Source organism: Bradyrhizobium erythrophlei, from assembly GCF_900142985.1.
Classification (GTDB): Bacteria; Pseudomonadota; Alphaproteobacteria; order Rhizobiales; family Xanthobacteraceae; genus Bradyrhizobium; species Bradyrhizobium erythrophlei_B.
In genome coordinates, this window is the sequence record NZ_LT670849.1 from 6,083,960 (window position 1) to 6,105,605 (window position 21,646).

The following is a 21,646-nucleotide window of genomic DNA, read 5'->3' on the forward strand; positions in this document are numbered from 1 at the left end:
TGGAAAGTCGTGAAACGAAGGTTGTTCGAAAAGAATGGCCCGTCCGCTAAGGACATCAAGCGATTAAATGTGATCGAGATATCGCTGTGGGAGATTGACTATCGAGCTGCTGGGATAATGGCCAAAAAAATGCCTGACCGAGGTCAAGAAGATCTTCGAAATCCAGGCGATACGATCCGGCCTGCAAGAATCCCGACCCGCCCCGGTCAATTTGGAAGGCAATTCGCGGACAGAAGTGCGCGAGCGCCTCCGTTGCCTTCTCTCGAAATCAGGTTCGATGACTGGCACCTGCATCCAACCCCTACCTTACGTAGTTGCGGTACGTCCGTGCAACGCGCGAATCGGCACCCTTTGAACTGCAAAAATCGTTTCGCTCCGCGGGACATTAGCCGCGCCGATGAGGTCCACTCATTGAGCCAGCATCCGTTCGGCAGAGTGCGGGTACTCGACCACAATCGGTTCCCCATCGTCGAAACGGGTGCTATGGCGCCATATCTGGATCTGGACTAGGTGCTGCCGGGACCGTTGTTCACACCGGATAGGTCAAAGGGCGTGCGTATGGCGATGGGGATCGTTGATTCCTACGGTTGCGGCGCACTGATTGCAGTCGCCGGATATTATTTGTTCCCCGACTTCATCGGCGGAGTGGATGAAGAAGCGAGAATGCATGGGATTGTGAGCAACCGTCGTGTGCTGCAGGAGCGGATGTAACTTCGTGGTGCCAGCGCCGTTATCGCGAGCGAGCGTCTCTTACTCGCTGTTTTTTTCGTCGCCCGATCTGCTTCCCCGTCTCACTTACCCCAGATGCCAACGAAGTCTTCGTGGGTGGATGGTTTCGCCAGATGGCAGAAGCAGGTACAGACAATGCCGTGCTGCCGAGCGAACGCGCCTCAGTTTAGCTGAAGTTTGTGAGGCGTGACCGAGGCGGCCTTAGATGCCGCGTCGGATTTCGCGCGTACCGCGGCCGAGCTTCCGGCGCAGCAGCGAGCGCAGCGTCACACCTTCAGCATAGCCGACATCGGCAGCGATCTGATCGACGCTGGCCTGGCTGGTTTTGAGCAGGTGCACGGCACGCTCGATCCGCAGATCCTGGAGGTATTCGAGCGGCGATTTGCCCAACACGCTCTGCATCCGGCGCGCCAGCGTGCGCTTACTGGTGGCGAGCGCCACCGCAGCCTGATCCAGCGAGAATCCCTCGGCCAGACGTCGCCGCGCCCAGGGTTCGAATTTGGCTACCAGCGGATCGGCGTGGACTAGGTGCCCAGGGATTGCATAGGGTGCCTGCGAGGCGCGCGCATCCGCCACCAGATACTTTGCCGTGAGGTCAGCCAGTTCGGGGTTGGCGCGCCGGATCAGGGTGAGCGCCAGGTCCAGATGGCCAAGCGCCGCACCGGCGGTGACAACCGTGTTGGACTGCACGATGATTTGCGACTCGTCGAGTCGCACACGCGGATAGCGCTGCCGGAACAGAGGTGCCAACCACCAGGTGGTGGTGGCCGCTTCGCCGTCGAGCAGGGCCGCTTCCGCAAGCACGAAGGTGCCAACACAGGCGGCCGCGGTCAGCGCGCCGCGTCCCGACCACTTGCGCAGCACTGCGCCGGCTTCGCGTACCTCGCCGCTGGCGAGCGCCTGTACCAACTCCTCCGGCTTGATCCGATTGATGGCAGGCATCACCACTGTATCCGGTGTCTGTGCGCGAGTTGCCGATGTCACCGGCACGCTCAGGCCCTGCGCGGTTGCGACAGTCTTTCGCAGGCCTACCACCTTCGTCTGGAAGGGCAGCGCGGAAATGTCGTTTATTTTCGCCAGCGCGTTGGCGGTGTCGAAGGCGTCAAGCACCGCGGCTAGACCGGTGTCGAACACGCCATTGAGAGCAATGATGTGAATGCGCATGGCTAGAACGATATCAGAATCGACATGTTTGCCAACGCGCAATCGCGGCCTCCTCACTGCTCAGCAAATTCAGATTCTTGAGAAGTTGGCCACAAACACGAACCTTGTTGGCTAGATCGGTATCAAAATTGGCAATCCTGCCAATGCTGCCAGCCCGCTCTTTCTCGTAAGTTTCCGCCGGGGTCGGAGCCCTTCGTAATCATCCAGTGGAGGAGAAAAATGACGATCAAGTACGGCTGGAAGCCAAGCCGGGCAAGGAGCAGGCGGTGGCAGACTTCCTTGTCGCTGGCGTTGAAATGACAAGCCGGGAGGCGGGCACGCTGATCTGGTTTGCTCGCAAGCTCTCGCCGACGACGTTCGGTGTCTTCGACGCCTTTGCCAGCGAAGAGGATCGCAAGGCACATCTCGCCCACAACATCGCCAAGTCCTTGATGTCGCGCGTCGACGAAATGCTGGGAAAGCCGCCGTCAGTCGAGCCTGTTGATATTCTTGGAATGAAGAACAAGCCGGCTGATGTCTTTGCGTTCGGCAAACCGGGCGCAAAGACCTACCTGCATCAACCAGCTTGGCCATCACCGGTGAACAGTCGCCCATGCCGGAATGGTCACACGTAGCAACGGGCAAAATGAAACACCTGGAGAATCACATGTCTATACTCCGAAAGACTTCTGCCATAGCCCTCATGATCGCCGTGAGCGGCACGATGGCTCACGCCCAGACGAAACCGGCTGCGAAGGACGTCGTCATTGTCCACGGCGCACTGGCGGATGGTTCTGGCTGGCGCGCCATCTACGACATCCTGAACAAGGACGGCTTCCATGTAACTATCGTGCAGGAGCCGCTCACCGGCCTCGCCGAAGACGTGGATGCTACCAAACGCGTCATCGATCAGCAGGCGGGGCCCGTCGTGTTGGTCGGCCACAGCTATGGCGGCTCGGTGATCACGGAAGCGGGCAACGACCCCAAGGTCAGCGCCCTCGTCTATGTGGCCGCCCTGCAGCCCGATAAAGGGGAGGCTAGCGGCCAGCTCATGTCGAAGTTTGCCGCGCCAAACGATGCCATGCGAGCGGCCACCAATCGGACCGCGCCGGACATCAAGTATTTCTACATCCCGGCGGCAAAGTTCCGGGAAACCTATGCCGCGGACGTCCCGGCGGCGCAGGCTAAGTTCATGTCGGACTCGCAGCAACAGCTTGCCGAGAAGGCCATGGCCGCGCCGATCTCTGAGGCTGCATGGCACAACAAGCCCAGCTACGCCATCCTGACCACCAAGGATCGCGTGGTAAGTCCTGAGCTTCAGCGTTGGATGTATCAGCGCTCGGGCGCCAAGGTTACCGAACTGGCCGCAAGCCACGCCGTTTTTGTCTCTCAACCGGAAGCGGTCGCCCGCGTGATCGAGGCCGCCGCAAAGTAGTTTGCTGATCACCGCATCCGTTAAGAGCGCACATATTTCGCGGTTTCACCAACACGCAAAGTATGTGCGCCCGGTGGTTAGCGCGCCCAACTGCTGGAGTATGATATGGCCGCTATGCCTACGCACGATTTGTCCACCCACGATTTGCCTGTCGCCAAGCGCTGGTAACGCCGCCATGCCGCGCAGGTGCGTGTCACGCATTGGATCAATGTCTCTCGACCCCCAACTCATGGTCAACAACATGTCGTGCAGCAATCGCCAATGGTAACGGCCATTGAGGCGATCGCCACGCGCGAGCCGGTCGAATACTGGCCTGGGATCATTTCGTCGGGGGTCAAATGTGGACTTAGAGGCGTATCCGGCTTTGGCCCGACGAGCAGATGCAAGTTGGGTCCAGATCAAACTTATCGCTTCACTCGCTGGCTGCAAATAAATCCCATCGACCGGGGATGCCTTTGAGCTCATATGCTCCGCGTTTGTCGAACTTCAGTCCTGCGCCCGCTACGAGGTCCGAGACCACGCGGGATACAAGGACTTCCTCGGGCCCGGAATTTGCCATTACCCGCGCCGCGGCGTGGACCGCGATGCCACCGATATCGCGGCCTCTGACCTCGATTTCTCCAGTGTGCAAACCCGAACGCAAGAGTAAGCCAATCTGTTTGGCTGCGGCCGAAAACGCCAGCGCGCAACGTACGGCGCGACCGGGTCCATCGAAGGTGGCGAGAATGCCGTCACCGGTGTTCTTGATCAGATTGCCGCGGTGTCTTTGAACCGTCTGGCGCGCTAGCTGATCGTGACTGTCCAGCAACCGACGCCAGTTCTGATCGCCCATTTCGGCAGCGCGACGAGTTGAGTCGACAATGTCGGTGAACAGCACGGTCGCCAGGATGCGCTCCAGATCGGTCGATTCAGTCTCGCGATGCCCGGTGATGAACTCTTCGATGTCGCCGAGCAATGCCTCTACGTCGCCTGACCAGAATGCATGATCACCGCCGGGATATTCGATATATTTGGCACCGGGAACTTGCGCCGCGAAATCGCGTCCCAACTGGACCGGGACCTGTGCGTCGGCTACCCGGTGCAGCACAAGTGTCGGGACGCGCACGGCTGGAAGGATGTGGCCGACGTCGATCTGGAAGTTCAACAACTGCATGGCCTTCATTGCGCCGGGGCTGGCCGACAGACGCTCAAATTTGGCAAACTTCGCAACCGCGTCAGGGTCGGACGCCCTGCTGGCTATTACACCCTTCATCAAGGCGCCGGTCCCCCAATATTTCATCTGCTCCTGAGCGATCACCTGTGGGTCAGCGCCCGGAAAAAGCTCCGGGTAGCGGATAAACGCTCCGAACAAGGCGAGGTGTGAAACGCGCTCGGGATAGGATGCAGCAAAGATTGCGCTCATTGCGCAACCCTCGGAAAAGCCGAGCAGAGCAGCACGTTGTGCGCCAACGGAGTCCAGAACAGCTCGAACGTCATCCATGCGCTCTTCGAGCGTGGCGGCGCCGGATATCCTGTCCGACAGTCCCTGGCCACGCTTGTCAAAGGTGATGACGCGGGCGAATTTTGAAAGACGTTGCAAGAACGCCGTATACCCGGGCATCTCATGCATGAACTCGACGTGCGAAATGGCTCCGGGGATGGCGATGATCTCGATGGGACCATCTCCCATGGTCTGATAAGCGACGCTTACATCCCCGCTCATCGCGTAGCGTGTCAGTGGCAATTCTGAATAACTCATCGGATGACCGTCCCCGCTGGGCTTGCTTCTGCCGGCGCCATGGTAACACCGCCCAAATTGCTACGCGAGTTCTGCGACGGCGGCCAGAACGAACTCAGCCCGAGACATCGGCTCATTTGCTGGCATCGAGGCGTCAACCAGTCTCGACGTGAGCGAAAAGGACCGTGATGCGGTCCGCACACGCCTCCTTGTTTCCATAAGTCCGATATGAAATGTTAAAGTCCGCGCATCAACGATAGCTATCGCGGATTTTGTTGTGCGGAAATTAAAGTCGATGGATTGGGATCGTATCCGCATATTCCTGGAAGTCGCCCGAACGGGTCAGATTCTCGGTGCCGCTCGGCGTTTGGGCGTGAACCACGCGACCGTGGCGCGGCAACTTACCGCCCTCGAGCAGGAATTGAAAACGCAGTTGGTCGAGCGACGTACCACGGGTTGCGTGTTGACAAGCGCAGGCGAGACCCTCGTTGCCGCAGCGGAGCGGGCTGAATCGGAATTCCTTCAGGTCGGCGCTCACCTTGGTAGATCGTCGGAGGCAATCTCCGGGACCGTTCGCGTCGGCGCCCCCGATGGGCTTGGGAATTATTTTCTTGCCAGCCAGCTCGGTGCGCTTGCCGCGCGTCATCCCGACTTGCTCATTCAACTTGTTCCGCTGCCGCGGACATTCTCGCTGTCGAGGCGAGAGGCCGACATTGCAATTACGTTGGATCGCCCGAAGCAGGGCAAGCTGATTGTCACAAAACTTACCGACTACACGCTCAGCGTCTATTGCGCCGAAAGCTATTTGAAGCGCTCAGGACCGATCAGGAAGCAGGCCGATCTCGCCGGCCATCTCTTCGTTACGCATGTCGAGGATTTCGTCTACAGTCGAGCGCTCGACTATGCTTCTGCACTCGGAAAATTCGTGAACAGGCGCTACGAGTGCGGGAGTGTGGTGGCGCAGATCGAGGCGGTGAGGGGCGGCCACGGCGTGGGAATACTGCACGACTATGCTGCAAGACGATTTCCAGAGCTTAAGCGGCTACTGCCCGAGATCCGCTTCGTGAGAAACTACTGGCTGGTTTCGCATCCCGACACCCATCAAACGCACAGAGTGTCGGAAGTGCACGCACACATCGTGGCAAGCGTCCGCTCGGCGCGCCGAGAATTCAGGAACTGACTGCAATTCATGCCTCATGCGTTTGCACGGCCGTGCACTGTTCCAATTTTCGAAACAGAAGCTGCCGGCCAGCGACCGCTCGAATGCGTTCAGACGGCACTATACATGTTGGGGCAGGCGTGGACCGTCTGGCGGGTGGCAATCAGGTCGTCCGCTGATTAATGGGAAACACCATGGGAACAGAGCAGAAAGTCGCCGTCATCACCGGTGCATCGCAGGGCTTTGGCGCTGGGCTTGTGAAGGGATATCGCGACCGCAACTACCGAGTGATTGCCAATTCCCGGTCCATCAAGCCCAGCAAGGATTCGGACGTCTTGAACATCGCCGGCGACGTTGCCGATCCGAAGACAGCCGACCGCATCGTTGAGGAAGGTTTGGCACGTTTCGGACGCATCGACACCTTGATCAACAATGCTGGCATCTTCATTGCAAAGCCGCTGGTTGACTATACCGAGGAAGATTACGCTTCGGTACTTGCGACCAATCTTGGCGGCTTCTTCAGGATCACCAAGCGCGTCGCAGCCGAAATGCTGAAGCAGGGGTCGGGTCATATCGTGCAGATCACGACCAGCCTTATCGACCACGCCAACAGCAATGTTCCGTCGGTGCTCGCCTCCATGACCAAAGGTGGGTTGAACGCAGCCACGAAGTCTCTGGCAATCGAGTACGCAAAAAAGGGAATTCGGGTCAACGCCGTCGCGCCAGGCGTCATGAAGACGCCGATGCACAAACCCGAAACACATGAGTTCAAAGCGAAGTTGCACCCGATGGGACGCATGGGAGAAATTCAAGACATCGTCGACGCGATCATGTTTCTGGAAAACGCCCCCTTTGTCACCGGTGAGATCCTGCACGTCGACGGTGGCCAGAGCGCCGGTCATTGAGCAAAGAGGAGAGGCGGCTAGGCCGCTGCTCTCCTATCCCGGCAAACTTCGGGTCGATAAGGTCGTCGTACAACTGGAAGCGCCCCAAATGTTACGCCTCCACATTCGTTGATCCAAAGTTGAGGAAGACTTATCGCGCGTCTGTTGCCCTGGCTCCGGGAGTTTCGCGGACTCAGGTCTTTCAATCGAACCGGTACTTCGCCGACCGGGCATTTGGGTTGTAAAATCAACCGTGTCCGCTTTGGGCTGAGACGCCATCAGTTCGGGTTCGTTGATCGCTGCGGCCCGATGAAGGCCGACAAGGGACGCAACCCGACGCGAATGCCAACGGGTCGGAATCGACGGTGCATTTTGCGACTAAAACACAACGGTCCGCGTCTTGGGGAGAGTTAACATGCAGGGCACAACTGCTCAGGATCTGAAGAAGGGGCCGCTCGAAGGCATCACGGTCCTCGATTTCTCGCGGGTGTTAGCCGGACCGTTTTGCACTATGGTGCTTGCCGACCTAGGCGCGCGTGTCATCAAGATCGAGAAGTTTGGGACCGGTGACGATACGCGCGCCTTTGGCCCGTTCGTCGCTGATGAATCGGCCTACTTCATGTGCTTCAACCGCGGCAAGGAAAGCATCGTTCTCGATATTAAGTCGCCGCGCGATAGGGAATTGCTCGAACGGCTGCTTGACCGGGCAGACATCGTTGTGGAGAACTTTCGCCCAGGTGTTATGGAGCGTCTTGGTTATGGGGCCGAACGGCTGGCCAAGACCCACCCACACATCGTCTACGCGTCGATTTCGGGATTTGGCCATACTGGGCCATTCAGTGACCTGCCAGGCTACGACATGGTTGTGCAGGCCATGGGTGGCGTAATGAGCTTGACCGGATGGCCTGATGGTCCGCCTTCACGCGTCGGAACCAGTTTTGGAGATCTCGGGGCCGCGCTTTTCGCTACCGTCGGAATCTTGTCCGCTCTTTATAAGCGAGTTCAAAACGCGCAGGGAACTCGCGTTGATATTGGCATGCTTGACTGTCAGGCGGCGCTGATGGAGACGGCACTGGCGCGTTATGACGTGGAAGGCAAGGTACCTGGTCGCACCGGCGACAGTCATCCGTCACTAGCTCCTTTCGAAAGCTTCGCCGCAAAGGATGGTCGCTTCATCATAGCCGCGGGCAACGACACGCTTTTCATGTTGATGGCGGATGCGCTTGGGTCGCCCGCATTGGCACTCGATCCGCGATTTATGACTAACGATATGCGTTGCAGCAACCGCCCCGCGATGATCACGGCCATTGAGACGATCACCACGCGAGAGCCAATTGAGCATTGGGTCGCAAAGCTCAACGAAGCCGGCGTCCCTTGCTCGCCAATCAATACGATCGATAAATTGTTCGATCATCCGCAACTCAAGGCCCGGAATATGATCGTGAAAGTGAAAGGTCAAGGCGATCGTTATATTCGGACTGCAGGCAATCCCATCCGTATCGTTGGCTATGCGGATAACGATGTCGAAACGCCAGCCGTTTCACCGGGGCTCAATCAACACCGCGAAGCTATTCTGAACGAGCTCATGGCCGGTCACGGTGCATACTCGAACGCCGCATCCGACGACACCGCGTCGACCGGGGTCGATGCATCCAGTTCGCTACCGCGAGCGGCTGAATGACACGGATATCTCCCAAACGCAGGAAACAGGCCATGAGCAATACGGTTGCAACGATCCGCAAAGACAGCCCGGGACCCTCAGAGCAGTCAGCCGCGGGATCCGAGACCAGTGCGCTACAAACCATTATCGTCGAGCGTCGCGATCGTGTCGGCCTCATTACCTTGAATCGGCCTAAGAGCTTGAACGCTCTGACCGCTCAAGTTGCGGTCGAGACACTCGCTGCCTTGAAGGCATTCGATGTAGATGATCAGGTCAGGGCTATTGTGATTACCGGTAGTACGCGTGCGTTCGCCGCTGGTGCCGATATCGCTGAAATGGCGGAGAAGCCATTTACCAGTTTCTATATGAGCGACTTTCTGGCCCCATGGGACGAAATCAAAACCATCTCCAAGCCAATCATCGCTGCCGTTGGCGGCTTTGCGCTTGGCGGTGGCTGCGAACTCGCGATGCTCTGCGATTTCATCATTGCGTCCGAGGACGCACAATTCGGTCAACCGGAGATCAAGCTCGGTATCTTGCCCGGTATGGGGGGGTCGCAGCGGCTGACGCATGCGATCGGAAAATCGCTTGCGATGGATCTCATTCTTACCGGCCGTTCCATCGGAGCGGCCGAAGCGAAGGCTCTCGGTCTTGTTGCGCGCGTCGTACCGAACACCGACCTTCTGCAGGTTGCGCTGGAAGCCGCGCATACGATTGCCGCCTACAACGCGCCTGCAGTGAAGATGGCCAAGGAAGCGGTCAATCGGGCGTTCGAGGTGCCCCTTTCTGAGGGGGTGCGCCATGAGCGTCTTCTGTTCCAGGCCGCCTTCGCGACTGAAGGGCAGAAGGAGGGTATGAACGCCTTCGTCAACAAGCGGGCTCCGGTCTTCCGCCATCGCTGAGATGCTCTGCATTCTCGGAGGAGGCGGCGATGGGCGCGATCCCGACACATAGTTGTATTGGCTGGGCCTCGTAGCGCATAAGTCTAACAGTTGGAGAAAGCGTTGGTTACCAGCATCGAATTGGACGGCGACTACGATTACATTGTCGTAGGAGCTGGAACGGCGGGGTGCGTCGTTGCGAATCGATTGTCGATCGATAGAAACAACCGCGTTCTGGTTCTGGAAGCCGGGGATAATGACAACTGGATCTGGTTCCATGTTCCAGTCGGCTACCTGTTTGCTATCGGTAATCCGCGTTCGGACTGGATGTTCGAGACAGAGAACGAACCGGGCCTCAATGGCCGTTCGCTTAAATATCCTCGTGGCAAGGTGATTGGCGGTTCGTCTGCGATCAACGCCATGATCTCCATGCGCGGCCAGGCGGCTGACTATGATCATTGGCGTCAACTGGGCCTCACCGGCTGGGGCTGGAATGATGTACGCCCGGTCTTCAAGCGCGTTGACGATCATTTTATGGGTGAATCAGAACATCACGGCGTTGGTGGTGAGTGGCGCGTGGAGTTGCCGCGGGTAAAATGGGATGTCCTCGATAGGGTCGCGGAGGCAGCCGTCGAGATGGGTATCCCGATGACGCCCGATTTCAACACCGGGGACAATACAGGGGTCGGGTACTTCCACGTCAATCAGAAGCGCGGCTTTCGCTGGTCGTCGGCGCGCGGCTTTCTGAAGCCTGCGCTGGATCGCGCCAATTTGCGCCTCGAAACAGGGGTTTTGGTCGAAAAGGTGCTGTTTGACGGCAAGCGTGCCGTCGGTGTCCGATTTCGGCAGCGTGGGCGGACGATCGAGGTTCGCGCGAAAGGCGAAGTCATCCTGTGCGCCGGCTCTATCGGTTCGCCGCAGATTCTCCAGCTTTCTGGTGTGGGACCGCCTGCGTCGTTGCGGCAATTTGGCATCAAAGTCGTCGCCGACCGGCTTGGCGTAGGTGGCAATCTGCAAGACCATCTGCAACAGAGGGCTATCTACCGGGTGCACGGCATCAAGACGCTCAACGAGACTTACCACTCGCTGGCTGGGCGCGCGCGGATGGGCATCGAATACGCGTTGTTCCGGCGCGGCCCTCTCACTATGGCGCCATCTCAGCTTGGTATTTTCACGACCTCGTCGCGAGATTTCGATCGCGCAAACATTCAGTTTCACGTCCAACCACTCTCGCTTGATAAATTTGGCGACCCCCTGCACCGCTTCCCCGCGATCACGGTTTCGGCCTGCAATCTTCGGCCGACCTCCCGCGGCACCGTCCGCCTTCGCTCGGCTGACCCCTCAGCGAAACCGGTCATCGCACCTAACTATCTTTCGACCAACGAGGATCGGAGGGTCGCCGCCGATGCGATCCGTGTTACGCGCCGCTTGATGAAGCAGAAAGCCCTCAGCCGGTTTCACCCAAACGAGTATCTTCCCGGGCCGTCGGTCGATGACAGCGATGCCGCCCTTGCCAAGGCCGCCGGCGACATCGGAACGACGATCTTTCACCCAGTCGGCACAGCAAAAATGGGATTGGAGCACGACCCTCTCACGGTTGTGGATCAGCACTTGCGCGTGATTGGCCTGGATAGGCTACGCGTTATCGATGCATCGATAATGCCGACCATTACCTCGGGCAACACCAATACGCCGACAATCATGATCGCAGACAAGGGAGCGCAGTATGTGTTGTCCGATGCCCCATTTCGATTGGTCTAGGATAAGTAATTATAAATCGTCGCCCGCATAAGATCATAGTCGGCTCGGTGGGTAATGGACCGCAAGCCCGAACACAGCATTCCATTATTTGCTGATGGTCGCTGTCGGCGAAGACAAAGAAACAAGACCCGGCCGAAGCCGGGTCCCAAGTTCTCGGATCGGAGAAAGACGACCAGAGACGAATGGCAGATGGCCAGCCTCTAGCTCTCAACGCAAGATCACGGCATCGAAGAATATCGACCGCGCGCAGAGCCCTGGTGAGTTTCTTCAAGATATCAGTCTGCCAAAGGCCGGTGTTCAAGAGAGCATATCGCGTTTGATCACGATGGCGTCGCCGCAAAATCAACCGTGAAGATGGAAGACCTTGTTCATGATTTGCCACTTGCCGTCCAATTTCAGTAGCGTGAACATGTCCGTAAAACGCGATCCCGTCCAGTTGTCGATCTCCAAACGCACGTTCGCGATCGTGCCAACGATGTCGATTTCCGAAATGCGGGATTTGATCCCCGTGGCGGGCCCGTTCGAGTCGTTCCAGTCGTAGAGTCCCTGAATAGGTCCTGCAAAAAGATCAGATCCCACGTATCCAAAAATCGTAGCGTCTTTGTGGAAGGCGGGTTTCATATCACTTCCTTTGCCCGATTTTGCGCCGTCCAGATAGTGTTGAACGACTTTTGTGATGGCTTCATAATCGCCCAAATTCGTAGCTGTGCCACTCATCGATTTGCTCCCTTGTGGTGTCTACCAGCAGCGCCATGACCGAAGTGGAAAACACCCGCCGGCGCTCCTAACTGCCGGCGCCGTCGCAGTAGGAACTCGCCCGCAATTTCCGGGAATAACCTAATAAAGTGGGAGCCGTCATCACAGCGCCGGTGCAGGCAAAGCCGATGGTACCGGTTTCGCGCCACATATTGAGCTTGTGGCACTGTCTCGCATCCGCGGGCGATAAAATTGCTGAGGTCGTAAGCCCATGGTGCGTGCCAGGCTGTAGAGTAGGTCAGCCGTGGTCGACTCCCCTTCTCGTATTCAAAGCGCCTTGGCGAGCCTTGAGATTCCCTCTTCGATGGCCGGTTCCGGCAGCGCTGCAAATCCCAACAAGAGATACCGATCGCAATTCTCCAGGTAATCCGCGTCCCCGATATTCCAGTCACGTAGCGTATAGACGCCAATCTGCTGCTTTAACATCCGCGTCTGTAGCTTAACAGCGCTAGGAAAATCCGGCGGCAGTTCCCATACCAAGTGCGTGCCACAATGCACCGGGTTTGTCTGGACGGATCCGACGTGTTTTTGAAGCGCTGCGACCAGGCAGTCGCGCCGTGCCATATAGGTTCTGCGAATTTTTCTCAGGTGCTTTTCGAAGGCGCCAGTTTCGATGAAATCGTTCAGCACGGCCTGTTCGAGCCACGGAACACCGGTGCATGGAAAGCCGTGATCGAGTAGTGAAGCCGCGTGGACGGCAGGATTCACCAAGTGGGGCGGCAGGATCATGTATCCCACCCTCAGCCCCGGGCCGATGGAAGCCGCAAAAGAGCCGACGTGGACCACCCGTCCGTGGGTGTCGAGGCTTTTCAGCGGCAGCGGCGGTGAGCCCTGATACCGAATCTCGGTGTCGAAATCGACTTCGACAATATGGGAATCGGTTTGATTAGCCCAGTCCAGCAATGCTTCGCGTCTGGATGCTGACAACATGACGCCCATCGGATACTGACGGGCTGGTGTGACGAAGGCGACGCTCGCCCCAGATTGCGGCACATGTTCTACGACGATACCACTTTGATCGACAGGAACGGGTGCAATCTTTGCGCCGTAGGCCCGAAAAAGATCCGCAGTTGCACTGCAGCCGGGCGCTTCCACTGCCACCGTCGTACCCGCGCGGACGAAGAGGTGAGCGGCGACATTCAGCGCCTGCTGAACGCCGGTGACAATTACGATTTGATCTGGGCTGCATGAAATCCCGTGAGAAGCGCCCAGATACCCGGCGAGTGTTTCACGCAACTCGCGAAGTCCTTTCGGAGTACCCGAATACGTCAGGTTGAATTTCGAAGATTGCATACGCCAATTGGTTAGCCGGCGCCAAACGTTGCGTGGAAAACAGGCGGGGTCAGTGCTCTCGAGCGCAAAGTCGAAAACGATTTCATTGGGAAATATGTATCGCGTCGCGTCGTCCACAGCCGGAACGCACAGGTGGACCGGTTTCGTGTGGGCGGTCTGGATCGAACGGTCAACAACTGACAACGAGTTGTCGGGAAGCGCTGTTGACACGTATGTTCCAGCGCCCTCCCGAGACTCCAGGTACCCTTCCGCTGTCAATGCTTCATAAGCGAGTATGATCGTATTGCGGGACACCCCGAGCTGCTCGCTCAATGCACGGCTGCCGGGAAGGCGTGTGCCGGGCCGCAGGCGGCCAGACACAATCAACCCATAGATTTGATTGAAAACCTGTCCTTGCAGTGATGCAGCCGAAAGGTCAATTTCAAGGGCTAACTGCATATGCAGCTCCTATCGTCCATCCGACAGTCGATATTTCGCGAAATCTGCTGGCCGCAATCGGCGTTCCCGCTCTGAGTTCGTCGCGATCAGAGAGCGTCTTGTCAACGACCGAGAGGCGACGCGGTACCCGAAATTGCCATCAACGCCCGGAGTCTGCGGATAGCGTATGGCTAGGCGCCGCTCGCCGCAAGCATTTCAGAAATCCTGGTGAATTTCTCTCGCGGCTTGCCCAGGGGCAGGCCGCGCGCTCTTTCCGCCTGATCAATCATCTCCCAATCATGGAAAGAGATTGGCCGCACCGACCGCTGCGCCAACAGCGAAACCGTCGCTTCGCGGCCAGGCTTGTGCTGAGGGCTGAAGTTCGGCAGGTCCGTCAGAAGGGTCGCAACGGTTGCCATGCTATCGGCCCGGTTCGTTCCAATAATCCCAGTCGGCCCACGTTTAATCCAACCGGTGACGTAGACAGGAAATCCGGCCGGTGATGTCACTTCCGCGCGGCCGTCTTTGTTGGGGATCGTGCCGAGCTTCTCATCAAATGGCACCCCTTCCAACGGGATTCCGCTGTATCCGACACTGCGAATCATCAGTCCTGCTTTGATCGACACCATCTGACCGGTACCGACCGCCTGCTGACGACCGGCGGGACCAACGAGCCGAGTTCGCTCAAGAACAAGCTCTTCGAGTCTGAGCCCCCCACGTGCTTCTCGTGGACTCAAGAGGAAGTGGATACGGCAGCATTTCGGCTTTTCCTGTCGACGGGAGGCAAAGCTTCGGAAGATTTCAAAATTGCGTGGGCGAGCGGGCTCGCGGACGTCGTTCAGTTCGGATTTACAGGTGTCACCCAACAGCAAATGATCCGGATCTACACAGGGATCACATTCGGACAGTTGACCGAGTTCGCGCAGTTCCTTGGTGGTAAAGCGCGCCTGAACCGGCCCTCTGCGCCCAATGAGATGAATCTCGCGAATGCGGCTTTCGGCCAAGGCCTCCAGCGCATGTGCCGCAATATCGGTCTTTCTCAATTCGTCGACCGACTTCGCCAGGATTCGGCAGACGTCGATGGCAACGTTGCCCTGACCGATGATGATGGCGGATTCACCCGAGAAATCGAATTCGAGATCGCGGTAATCGGGATGTCCATTGTACCACCCGACAAACGAAGTCGCGGCGTGACACCCCTGAATATCTTCACCGGGGATTCCAAGCTTCCGGTCCGTCGCCGCTCCCGTGGCAAAAATCACCGCGTGATAGCAATCTGCCAACTCCTTGAGGGTGAAATCCTTGCCGAATGACGCATTGCCAATGAACGAAAAACACGGGTGGCGAGCGATCTCTGCGTAGGTGTCCGCGACATCCTTCAATCGCGGGTGATCGGGCGCGACACCATAGCGGACCAACCCATAAGGGACCGGGAGGCGTTCGAGAATGTCGACCTCGGTTGTGTGCTCCGATTGCAGGAGCGCCTCGGCGGCGTAAAAACCGCTTGGACCGCTTCCCACGATCGCAACACGCAAGGGGTTAACGACTGTTCCAATTCCGTTCACAGCGAGCCATCAGCTGGTTAAATGCGTTTAGGTCGCTCAGAAGCCCAGGGCGGCTCGCCGCTCCTCGGCGCCTGCCAATGGCGTTTGCTTGGTCCGGATCACTGGGGTCCCGCTCGATTTCTCGGCGTTTATTTCAACCCACATCAGTTCGTCTTTCGAAAGATCTGCGCTTTCGCTGATAGCCTGAACAGGGCAAGCTGGAACACATGCGGCGCAGTCGACGCAGGCTATCGGATCAATGTACATGCGCTGATCGTCGCCATGGAAACACGCCACCGGACAGGTCAGAACGCAATCCGTGAATCTACAACCGTTACAGTTCCCGGTAACCACGTGGGGCATGGTCGTTCCTCATTCGAACGTCGTTTTGGCGGTGGATCAACCGCCGGTTGCTGCCATGATCCGCAAGATCTTCTCAGGCTTTTCGTTGAACTCGTGGCGCTCCGGTTTTAGCATCATTGCTGAACGAAGGGCCTCCACGATCTCCGCGTCGCTGGCGCCGCGGCGCAACAGCGGACCGAACGCCATCTGATCGCGCTGACCGAGGCAAAGATACATCGTACCGTCGACTGCCAGCCGTACTCGATTGCAAGTGGCGCAGAAATGTTCAGACAGCGCGGTGATAAAGCCGATGCTAAGTCGACCATCTGGCGATTTCATGTATCGGGCCGGTCCTCCGCCAGGTACGTCGGCTGCGACGAGGCCGCGTTCCTGCTGCAAGCGCCGGCGGATCGGTTGGAGGTCGAGATACTGGGTATTTCGACCTGTCGCGCCCATTGGCATCGCTTCGATTAGGCGAAGAACAAATCCTTGCTCGACGCAGAAATCAATCATGTCGTCGATTTCATCGTCATTCACGCCGCGCATCGCGACCATATTGATTTTTATCGGCGCGAAGCCGGCTTCCTTGGCGGCCCCCAGGCCGGCCAGGATTTGGTCGAGAACATCGCGCCCGCAGATCGTGGCGACGCGATCGGCGCGAAGAGAATCCAGACTGACGTTGACGCGCCGTACACCGGCTTCTCTCAACGGTGCCGCGAATGCATGCAATCGAGTCGCATTGGTGCTCAAAGACAGGTCATCGATGCCCGGTATCGCTGCAAGTCTCGCCGCAAGAATGGGCAAGTCTCGCCGCACGAGCGGCTCGCCACCTGTAAGTCGGATACGCTTCAGTCCACGAGACGCCATGATCGAGATCAGGCGCTCGATTTCCTCGAACCGCAACCAAGAGGATGGTTCCTGAAACCCACGAAACCCCTTTGGAATGCAGTAGGTGCAGCGCAAGTCGCATCGGTCGGTGACCGAAAGCCGCAAGTACTCAATTCGGCGCCCGAACGTGTCTATCAGGAGTGGAGGTTGCGATCTCATAATGATGTTACCGCGGCCCTTGCTCGGCATGAAAAGCGCGTAACCCAGCGATCGTTGATGATCCGACCCAAAGGCTTGATCCGTGAAGTACCGGTACAAATGAAAGGCCTGAGTCCGGCCGGACCGCAAAGCCGAGCCGGCACCAAGAGATTCAAGGCCACCGGTACTCAATTCGATTGAGCCGATGGATTTAACTGCGAAAAGGCCGCTCTTGGAGACCGTAAGTCCCGAGCGCAGAGTTCCCTGACCGAACGGTAGAAGGAATACGCCGATGCCTGCCATCAATCCCGCAACGACAGCGAATAAGAAAGAGTTTTTTGGCGGCTGCCCGCACGATTGCCCAGACACCTGCGCAATGCTCTACACCGTGGAAGGCGACAAGCTGATTAACGTTCGCGGAAACCCCAAGCATCCGATCACGCGTGGCGGACTATGCGTGAAACTCAACGACTACTCGGATCGTCATTACAACGCAGATCGCGTGCTGTACCCGCTGAAGCGTAACGGACCGAAAGGCAGCCGAGCCTTCGTGCGGATCAGCTGGGACCGGGCGTTGGCGGAAATCAAAGATCGCTGGACGAAAATTATTTCGAGCGATGGCGCAGAAGCTATCATGCCAGTCAGCTATCTCGGCAATGAAGGTCTCGTGCAGGGCCTTACGGTCGGCGATGCATTCTTCAACAGGCTCGGCGCCACCGTTTGCGAGAAGACTTACTGCGCCTCGGGCTCTTCGACGGCATGGCTCCTCTCTGTCGGACCCACCAACGCGCTGGACCCGGAAAGCTTCGCCTACTCGAAATATATTATCATCTGGGGTTGCAATACGCTCAGCACTAATCTGCACCATTGGCCCTTCATCGTGCAGGCGCGAGAGAACGGTGCAAAACTAGTTGTAATCGATCCGTACAGGTCGCGCACTGCGAAGCAGGCAGACTGGCACATCGCCCCAAAGCCGGGAACCGACGGCGCCCTTGCGATGGCCATGATCCAGACGCTGATCGCGGAAAACCTCGTCGACCACGACTATGTCGACAAGTACGTACTTGGCTTCCCGGAGCTCAAGGAGCGCGCGGCTACCTGCACGCCGGAGTGGGCCGAGAAGATCAGCGGTATTCCTGCCGACGATATACGAAAGCTGGCTCGTGAGTACGCTACGTCCCGAAACGCCTCGATCCGCATCGGCGTCGCGCTTGAGCGTACAGCGGGCGGGACTCAAGCCATCCGCGCCGTCATCGCAATTCCTGCGTTGACCGGCGCCTGGAAAGACGTGGCGGGTGGCATTTATCAAGCCCCCTTGTGGGAGTTTCCCGTGAACTTCGGGGCGATCTGCCGGCCAGATTGGATCAAGCCGGGTACGCGCGTCGTGAATCTCCTCAAATTGGGAGAAGCGTTGCTGGGCGAGACCAAGCTTGATCCGCCGATCAAGTCGCTAATGGTCTACAATACGAATCCAGTGACCCAGGCCATGGATGTCGACAAGATCGTCAAAGGGCTTCAGCGCGACGATCTGTTCACTGTGGTCGCAGATCAGTTCATAAGTGATACCGCGGCCTACGCCGATATCATCTTGCCGGCGACGATGGCGGCAGAGCACGATGACCTGATGTTCTCCTGGGGGCATTACTATTTTACGCTCAATCAAAAAGCGATCGAGCCGCCCGGTCAAACCTGCTCGAACGCGGAGATTTTCCGTAGGCTTGCGAAAACGATGGGCTTGACCGATCCGGAATTCCTCAAATCGGACTTGGAGCTGGTCGAAAGCGCAGTTGATTGGACTGCACCGCAAGTGCAGGGCATCGGCATGGACCTCCTCCGGACGCAAGGCTATGCCAAGTTAAATCTGGGTGCGGCGGATACGCGGACGCCTCACGCGGAGGGGAAGTTCCCGACGCCGTCTGGCAAGTGCGAAATCCTGCTCACCGACGCGAAGAATTTCGTGGCACCGCCATTTCGTCAATTGTACAACGAAATGCAGAGCGGCGAGCCGATCGACCCGCTTCCAGGATATACCAGGCCATATGAGAGTGCGGCCGACGAGCCTGAACTTGCTAAACTTTATCCTCTAAATATCATCGCTCCGAAAAGCCACGCGTTCCTGAACACAAACTACGCGAACGAACCCAAAAAGCGGAGAATGCAGGGTGATCAGTTTGTTCTCCTCAGCCCGCACGACGCCGCCGAGCGCATGATCGAAGACGGTGACAAGGTGAAAGTTTACAATCGGACCGGTGGCTTCCAGGGCGTCGCCCACATAACCGACGACGTTCGGGCCGGGCTGGTTGTCACCACCGTCGGGTATTGGCGGACTCATAACGAGGAGGGCACCGTCAATAGCGTATCCGCAGCACGGTTCGGGGGGATGGGAAACTGTCCGACATTCTCGGACAATCTCGTTCAGGTAGAGCGGATTGTCGGCAAGAATGCTGCGCGCAGCATGCATGAGCCAGAACCGGTGGCGCTAGTATCGGCGTAGGTATTTGTAATCATCAGCTCGCGGGCCTGTAGATGACGATGCAGGTCCGCGGGCATTTAAGTAGCAAGGTTAGTCTCAACCGGAGCAAAATTACATCGCTTCCTGTTCGTTCGATCACTAAGCTACCGCCTAAAGATGGACCTGGTAAAAAGCAAAGTTATCGGTATTCGCTTTAGGATGAGCCGTCTCGGCGCAGCGCGTAGTCCTATACTTGCCGGCAAGGAAGGCATCATTATCGGCGAGGGCCGCTACTACAGGAGCGTTCGCGTCCAGTTCGACGGCAACAAATCGCCGACGACGTTACATTGCGACTATGTTGAGCTAATCCCGCTGAAAACTGACTGCTGAGTTCGGCACGACGTGAAGGCCGTCTCCGGGGCTAGAGCAACCACACTCGAGCCCGCCTGGTGTGACCATGGCATCTCTCGGTTAACGATTCCGCAGCAAGTGGCAATACCACCTGCCGGGCGGCAAACCAAGTACCGGTAGTTTCCCCATCTGACAGGCGCGCTGTGACTTCTGGATATTTAAGACATCCGGTGACGTGGGCGCGGCACCATGAGAAATGAGCTAACCGGCACTCTGCGCTTTTCGTTGTCTCCGATAGTCCAGCGAGGAGTTTATCCGCTGCTCATGTGTCCAGGCTAGGTTGGGATAGAAGCACAATGGATCTCACGGGAAGCTATACGATTCCGGCGAAGCAAAGCGCTGTGTGGGCCGCACTCAATGACCCAAACATTCTCAGAGAGTCTATCCCGGGCTGTGAAACTCTGTCGATGCTTTCCGAGACTGAGTTTGCAGCGACCATTGTCGCCAAAATAGGTCCATTGAAAGCCCGCTTCACCGGAAGAGTTGAGTTGAGCGAGATCGATCCCAACAACGGCTATAGAATTCAGGGCGAGGGTTCAGGGGGGGTCGCGGGCTTCGCCAAAGGCGGTGCTCGTGTCCATCTCCAAGGAGCAGGGGATAGCACCGTGCTAACATATGAACTAGAGGCTCAGATAGGCGGAAAGCTCGCGCAACTTGGGTCTCGCCTGATCAAAGGTGTGGTGAACAGCATGGCCGAGAAATTCTTCACTACGCTGGTATCCAAAATAAGCGAGGGCAACAGCGTACCGTAAGGCTCGCGCTCGGCGAGTAGCTCGCCAAGACACGAAAATAGCTGATCTTTGCCTGGGCTCAGCGCTTAGGACCGGCCTGCGCGACAAGCCAATAGCTGCGTTACAAGATTTGCAGGATCGGTGAGCGTGCCGCTGGCACACACCCCCGCTGCTCGAGCTGCTACCTTCCAGTCGTCAGTTTGTCCTGCGTTTTCGTCTCAAAATCATTGGCGTCATGCCGCTCATGCAGTTGACTTGAGGATTCGCCATTGACGCGGTTGACCATACGCCCACGTCGGACGGCCGGCCGCTCGGCGATCGCGTCTACCCAGCGCGCAACGTTCTTGTATTCCTGGGCCTGAAGGAACTCGGCCGCTCCGTAGAGCCAGCCCCTTGTCAGACCAGCGTACCAAGGCCAGGCGGCGATATCGACGATCGTGTAGTCCCTGCCAGCGACAAATTCGTTCGTTTCGAGGCGCCGGTCGAGCACGTCGAGCTGGCGTTTCGCTTCGATGGCGAACCGATTTATGGCATATTCGATCTTGGTCGGTGCATACGCATAAAAGTGGCCGAAGCCTCCGCCCAAATATGGCGCGCTACCCGTCTGCCAGAACAGCCATGACAGGCATTCGGCGCGACCAAGTCCTGTCGGCAGGAAGGCGTCGAACTTCTCGGCCAAGTATATCAAGATAGCACCGGACTCGAAAACGCGGATCGGCATCGAACCGCTTTGGTCAACCAGGGCCGGGATCTTCGAGTTGGGGTTCAGCGCAGCGAAGCCGCTCCCGAATTGATCGCCGCGGTCGATTCTGATGAGCCAGGCGTCGTATTCTGCGTCCCTGTGGCCGAGCGCCAACAGCTCCTCAAGCATCACGGCTACCTTCACACCGTTCGGCGTTCCCTGAGAATAGAGTTGGAGAGGATGGCGGCCGACTGGGAGTTCCTTGTCGTGCGTCGGGCCGGCGATCGGCCGGTTGATATTCGCAAAGCGGCCACCGTTCGGCTTATCCCAACTCCAAACTTTTGGCGGCGTATAATCGAACGAGGAGGTCATTTTTCAAAACTCCAGGCGTTTGGCGGTGGCACACGAGCCCAATGGACGATCGGATCACACCGTGCTCGCAGAATATGCCGACGAGCCGCCTAGATCAGCTTTGCGTCGAGTATGATCTCGACGATGGGCACCCTTGCGATTAGCCAGCTCTTCTCCGCAATCCACCGCCAATCGCCTACGCGAGGCGAAAATCTCGTGAACCGGCTGAGTTTATGTCTCCTTCGCACGAACGTGAACACTCATTGCTCGGT

18 protein-coding genes are annotated in these 21,646 nt (G+C 57.8%); 10 read left to right on the forward strand and 8 right to left on the reverse strand.

Annotated elements, in window-relative coordinates:
* Window positions 1-558: 558 nt before the first annotated feature.
* Complete coding sequence (locus BUA38_RS37225; RefSeq protein ID WP_156898794.1) at window positions 559-711, forward strand: hypothetical protein; 153 nt, start codon at window positions 559-561, stop codon at window positions 709-711.
* A gap of 219 nt (window positions 712-930) precedes the next feature.
* Here BUA38_RS37225 and BUA38_RS29095 read toward each other — a convergent pair whose 3' ends face one another.
* Window positions 931-1,893 (reverse strand): GlxA family transcriptional regulator, encoded by a 963-nt coding sequence (locus BUA38_RS29095; RefSeq protein WP_072826518.1) that lies wholly within the window; start codon window positions 1,891-1,893, stop codon window positions 931-933.
* Window positions 1,894-2,099: 206 nt separating this feature from the next.
* On the opposite strand from BUA38_RS29095, the gene BUA38_RS29100 reads away from it, so the two are divergent.
* Window positions 2,100-2,507 carry a putative quinol monooxygenase gene (locus BUA38_RS29100; protein ID WP_244553092.1) on the forward strand — a complete coding sequence of 136 codons (408 nt, stop codon included), beginning with the start codon at window positions 2,100-2,102 and terminating at the stop codon, window positions 2,505-2,507.
* A gap of 11 nt (window positions 2,508-2,518) precedes the next feature.
* Window positions 2,519-3,307, forward strand: a complete 789-nt coding sequence (locus tag BUA38_RS29105; RefSeq protein ID WP_244553093.1) for an alpha/beta fold hydrolase — start codon at window positions 2,519-2,521, stop codon at window positions 3,305-3,307.
* Between the two features lie 412 nt (window positions 3,308-3,719).
* Here the strand turns inward: BUA38_RS29105 and BUA38_RS29115 are convergent, their stop codons facing one another.
* Window positions 3,720-5,045 (reverse strand): adenylate/guanylate cyclase domain-containing protein, encoded by a 1,326-nt coding sequence (locus BUA38_RS29115; RefSeq protein WP_072823409.1) that lies wholly within the window; start codon window positions 5,043-5,045, stop codon window positions 3,720-3,722.
* A 274-nt stretch (window positions 5,046-5,319) separates the two neighbouring features.
* On the opposite strand from BUA38_RS29115, the gene BUA38_RS29120 reads away from it, so the two are divergent.
* The 5 genes from BUA38_RS29120 (at window position 5,320) to BUA38_RS29140 (ending at window position 11,369) form a co-directional block, all read left to right on the forward strand.
* Window positions 5,320-6,204 (forward strand): LysR family transcriptional regulator, encoded by an 885-nt coding sequence (locus BUA38_RS29120; RefSeq protein WP_072823411.1) that lies wholly within the window; start codon window positions 5,320-5,322, stop codon window positions 6,202-6,204.
* A gap of 173 nt (window positions 6,205-6,377) precedes the next feature.
* Window positions 6,378-7,088 carry an SDR family NAD(P)-dependent oxidoreductase gene (locus BUA38_RS29125; protein WP_072826519.1) on the forward strand — a complete coding sequence of 237 codons (711 nt, stop codon included), beginning with the start codon at window positions 6,378-6,380 and terminating at the stop codon, window positions 7,086-7,088.
* A gap of 394 nt (window positions 7,089-7,482) precedes the next feature.
* Window positions 7,483-8,748 (forward strand): CaiB/BaiF CoA transferase family protein, encoded by a 1,266-nt coding sequence (locus BUA38_RS29130; protein WP_072823412.1) that lies wholly within the window; start codon window positions 7,483-7,485, stop codon window positions 8,746-8,748.
* A 32-nt stretch (window positions 8,749-8,780) separates the two neighbouring features.
* Window positions 8,781-9,629 (forward strand): enoyl-CoA hydratase-related protein, encoded by an 849-nt coding sequence (locus BUA38_RS29135; protein WP_072823414.1) that lies wholly within the window; start codon window positions 8,781-8,783, stop codon window positions 9,627-9,629.
* Window positions 9,630-9,731: 102 nt separating this feature from the next.
* A complete protein-coding gene (locus tag BUA38_RS29140) occupies window positions 9,732-11,369 on the forward strand; it encodes a GMC family oxidoreductase (RefSeq protein ID WP_072826520.1) in 1,638 nt (545 codons plus the stop codon).
* Window positions 11,370-11,711: 342 nt separating this feature from the next.
* Here BUA38_RS29140 and BUA38_RS29145 read toward each other — a convergent pair whose 3' ends face one another.
* The 5 genes from BUA38_RS29145 to moaA all read right to left on the reverse strand — a co-directional run bounded on the left by BUA38_RS29145 (window position 11,712) and on the right by moaA (window position 17,050).
* Entirely contained in the window at window positions 11,712-12,086 is a 375-nt protein-coding gene (locus BUA38_RS29145) for a nuclear transport factor 2 family protein (RefSeq protein WP_072823416.1), read from the reverse strand.
* Window positions 12,087-12,392: 306 nt separating this feature from the next.
* Complete coding sequence (locus BUA38_RS29150) at window positions 12,393-13,856, reverse strand: PLP-dependent aminotransferase family protein (RefSeq protein ID WP_072823418.1); 1,464 nt, start codon at window positions 13,854-13,856, stop codon at window positions 12,393-12,395.
* Window positions 13,857-14,026: 170 nt separating this feature from the next.
* Window positions 14,027-15,370 (reverse strand): FAD-dependent oxidoreductase, encoded by a 1,344-nt coding sequence (locus BUA38_RS29155; protein ID WP_244553094.1) that lies wholly within the window; start codon window positions 15,368-15,370, stop codon window positions 14,027-14,029.
* A 66-nt stretch (window positions 15,371-15,436) separates the two neighbouring features.
* Window positions 15,437-15,742 (reverse strand): ferredoxin family protein, encoded by a 306-nt coding sequence (locus BUA38_RS38655; RefSeq protein WP_072823422.1) that lies wholly within the window; start codon window positions 15,740-15,742, stop codon window positions 15,437-15,439.
* Between the two features lie 36 nt (window positions 15,743-15,778).
* Window positions 15,779-17,050, reverse strand: coding sequence for a GTP 3',8-cyclase MoaA (gene moaA / locus BUA38_RS29165; protein WP_197685882.1), 1,272 nt, complete (start codon window positions 17,048-17,050; stop codon window positions 15,779-15,781).
* On the opposite strand from moaA, the gene BUA38_RS29170 reads away from it, so the two are divergent.
* Together BUA38_RS29170 and BUA38_RS29180 are read left to right on the forward strand one after the other, a co-directional pair.
* Window positions 17,040-19,241 carry a molybdopterin-containing oxidoreductase family protein gene (locus BUA38_RS29170; RefSeq protein ID WP_072823424.1) on the forward strand — a complete coding sequence of 734 codons (2,202 nt, stop codon included), beginning with the start codon at window positions 17,040-17,042 and terminating at the stop codon, window positions 19,239-19,241. The two genes, moaA and BUA38_RS29170, sit on opposite strands and share 11 nt — an antisense overlap.
* Before the next feature lie 665 nt (window positions 19,242-19,906).
* On the forward strand, window positions 19,907-20,362 hold the full coding sequence (locus tag BUA38_RS29180; RefSeq protein WP_072823428.1) for a CoxG family protein: 456 nt from the start codon (window positions 19,907-19,909) through the stop codon (window positions 20,360-20,362).
* Between the two features lie 160 nt (window positions 20,363-20,522).
* Here BUA38_RS29180 and yghU read toward each other — a convergent pair whose 3' ends face one another.
* Window positions 20,523-21,395: a glutathione-dependent disulfide-bond oxidoreductase gene (gene yghU / locus BUA38_RS29185; protein WP_072823430.1), complete on the reverse strand. Its 873-nt coding sequence runs from the start codon at window positions 21,393-21,395 to the stop codon at window positions 20,523-20,525.
* Between the last annotated feature and the right edge of the window lie 251 nt (window positions 21,396-21,646).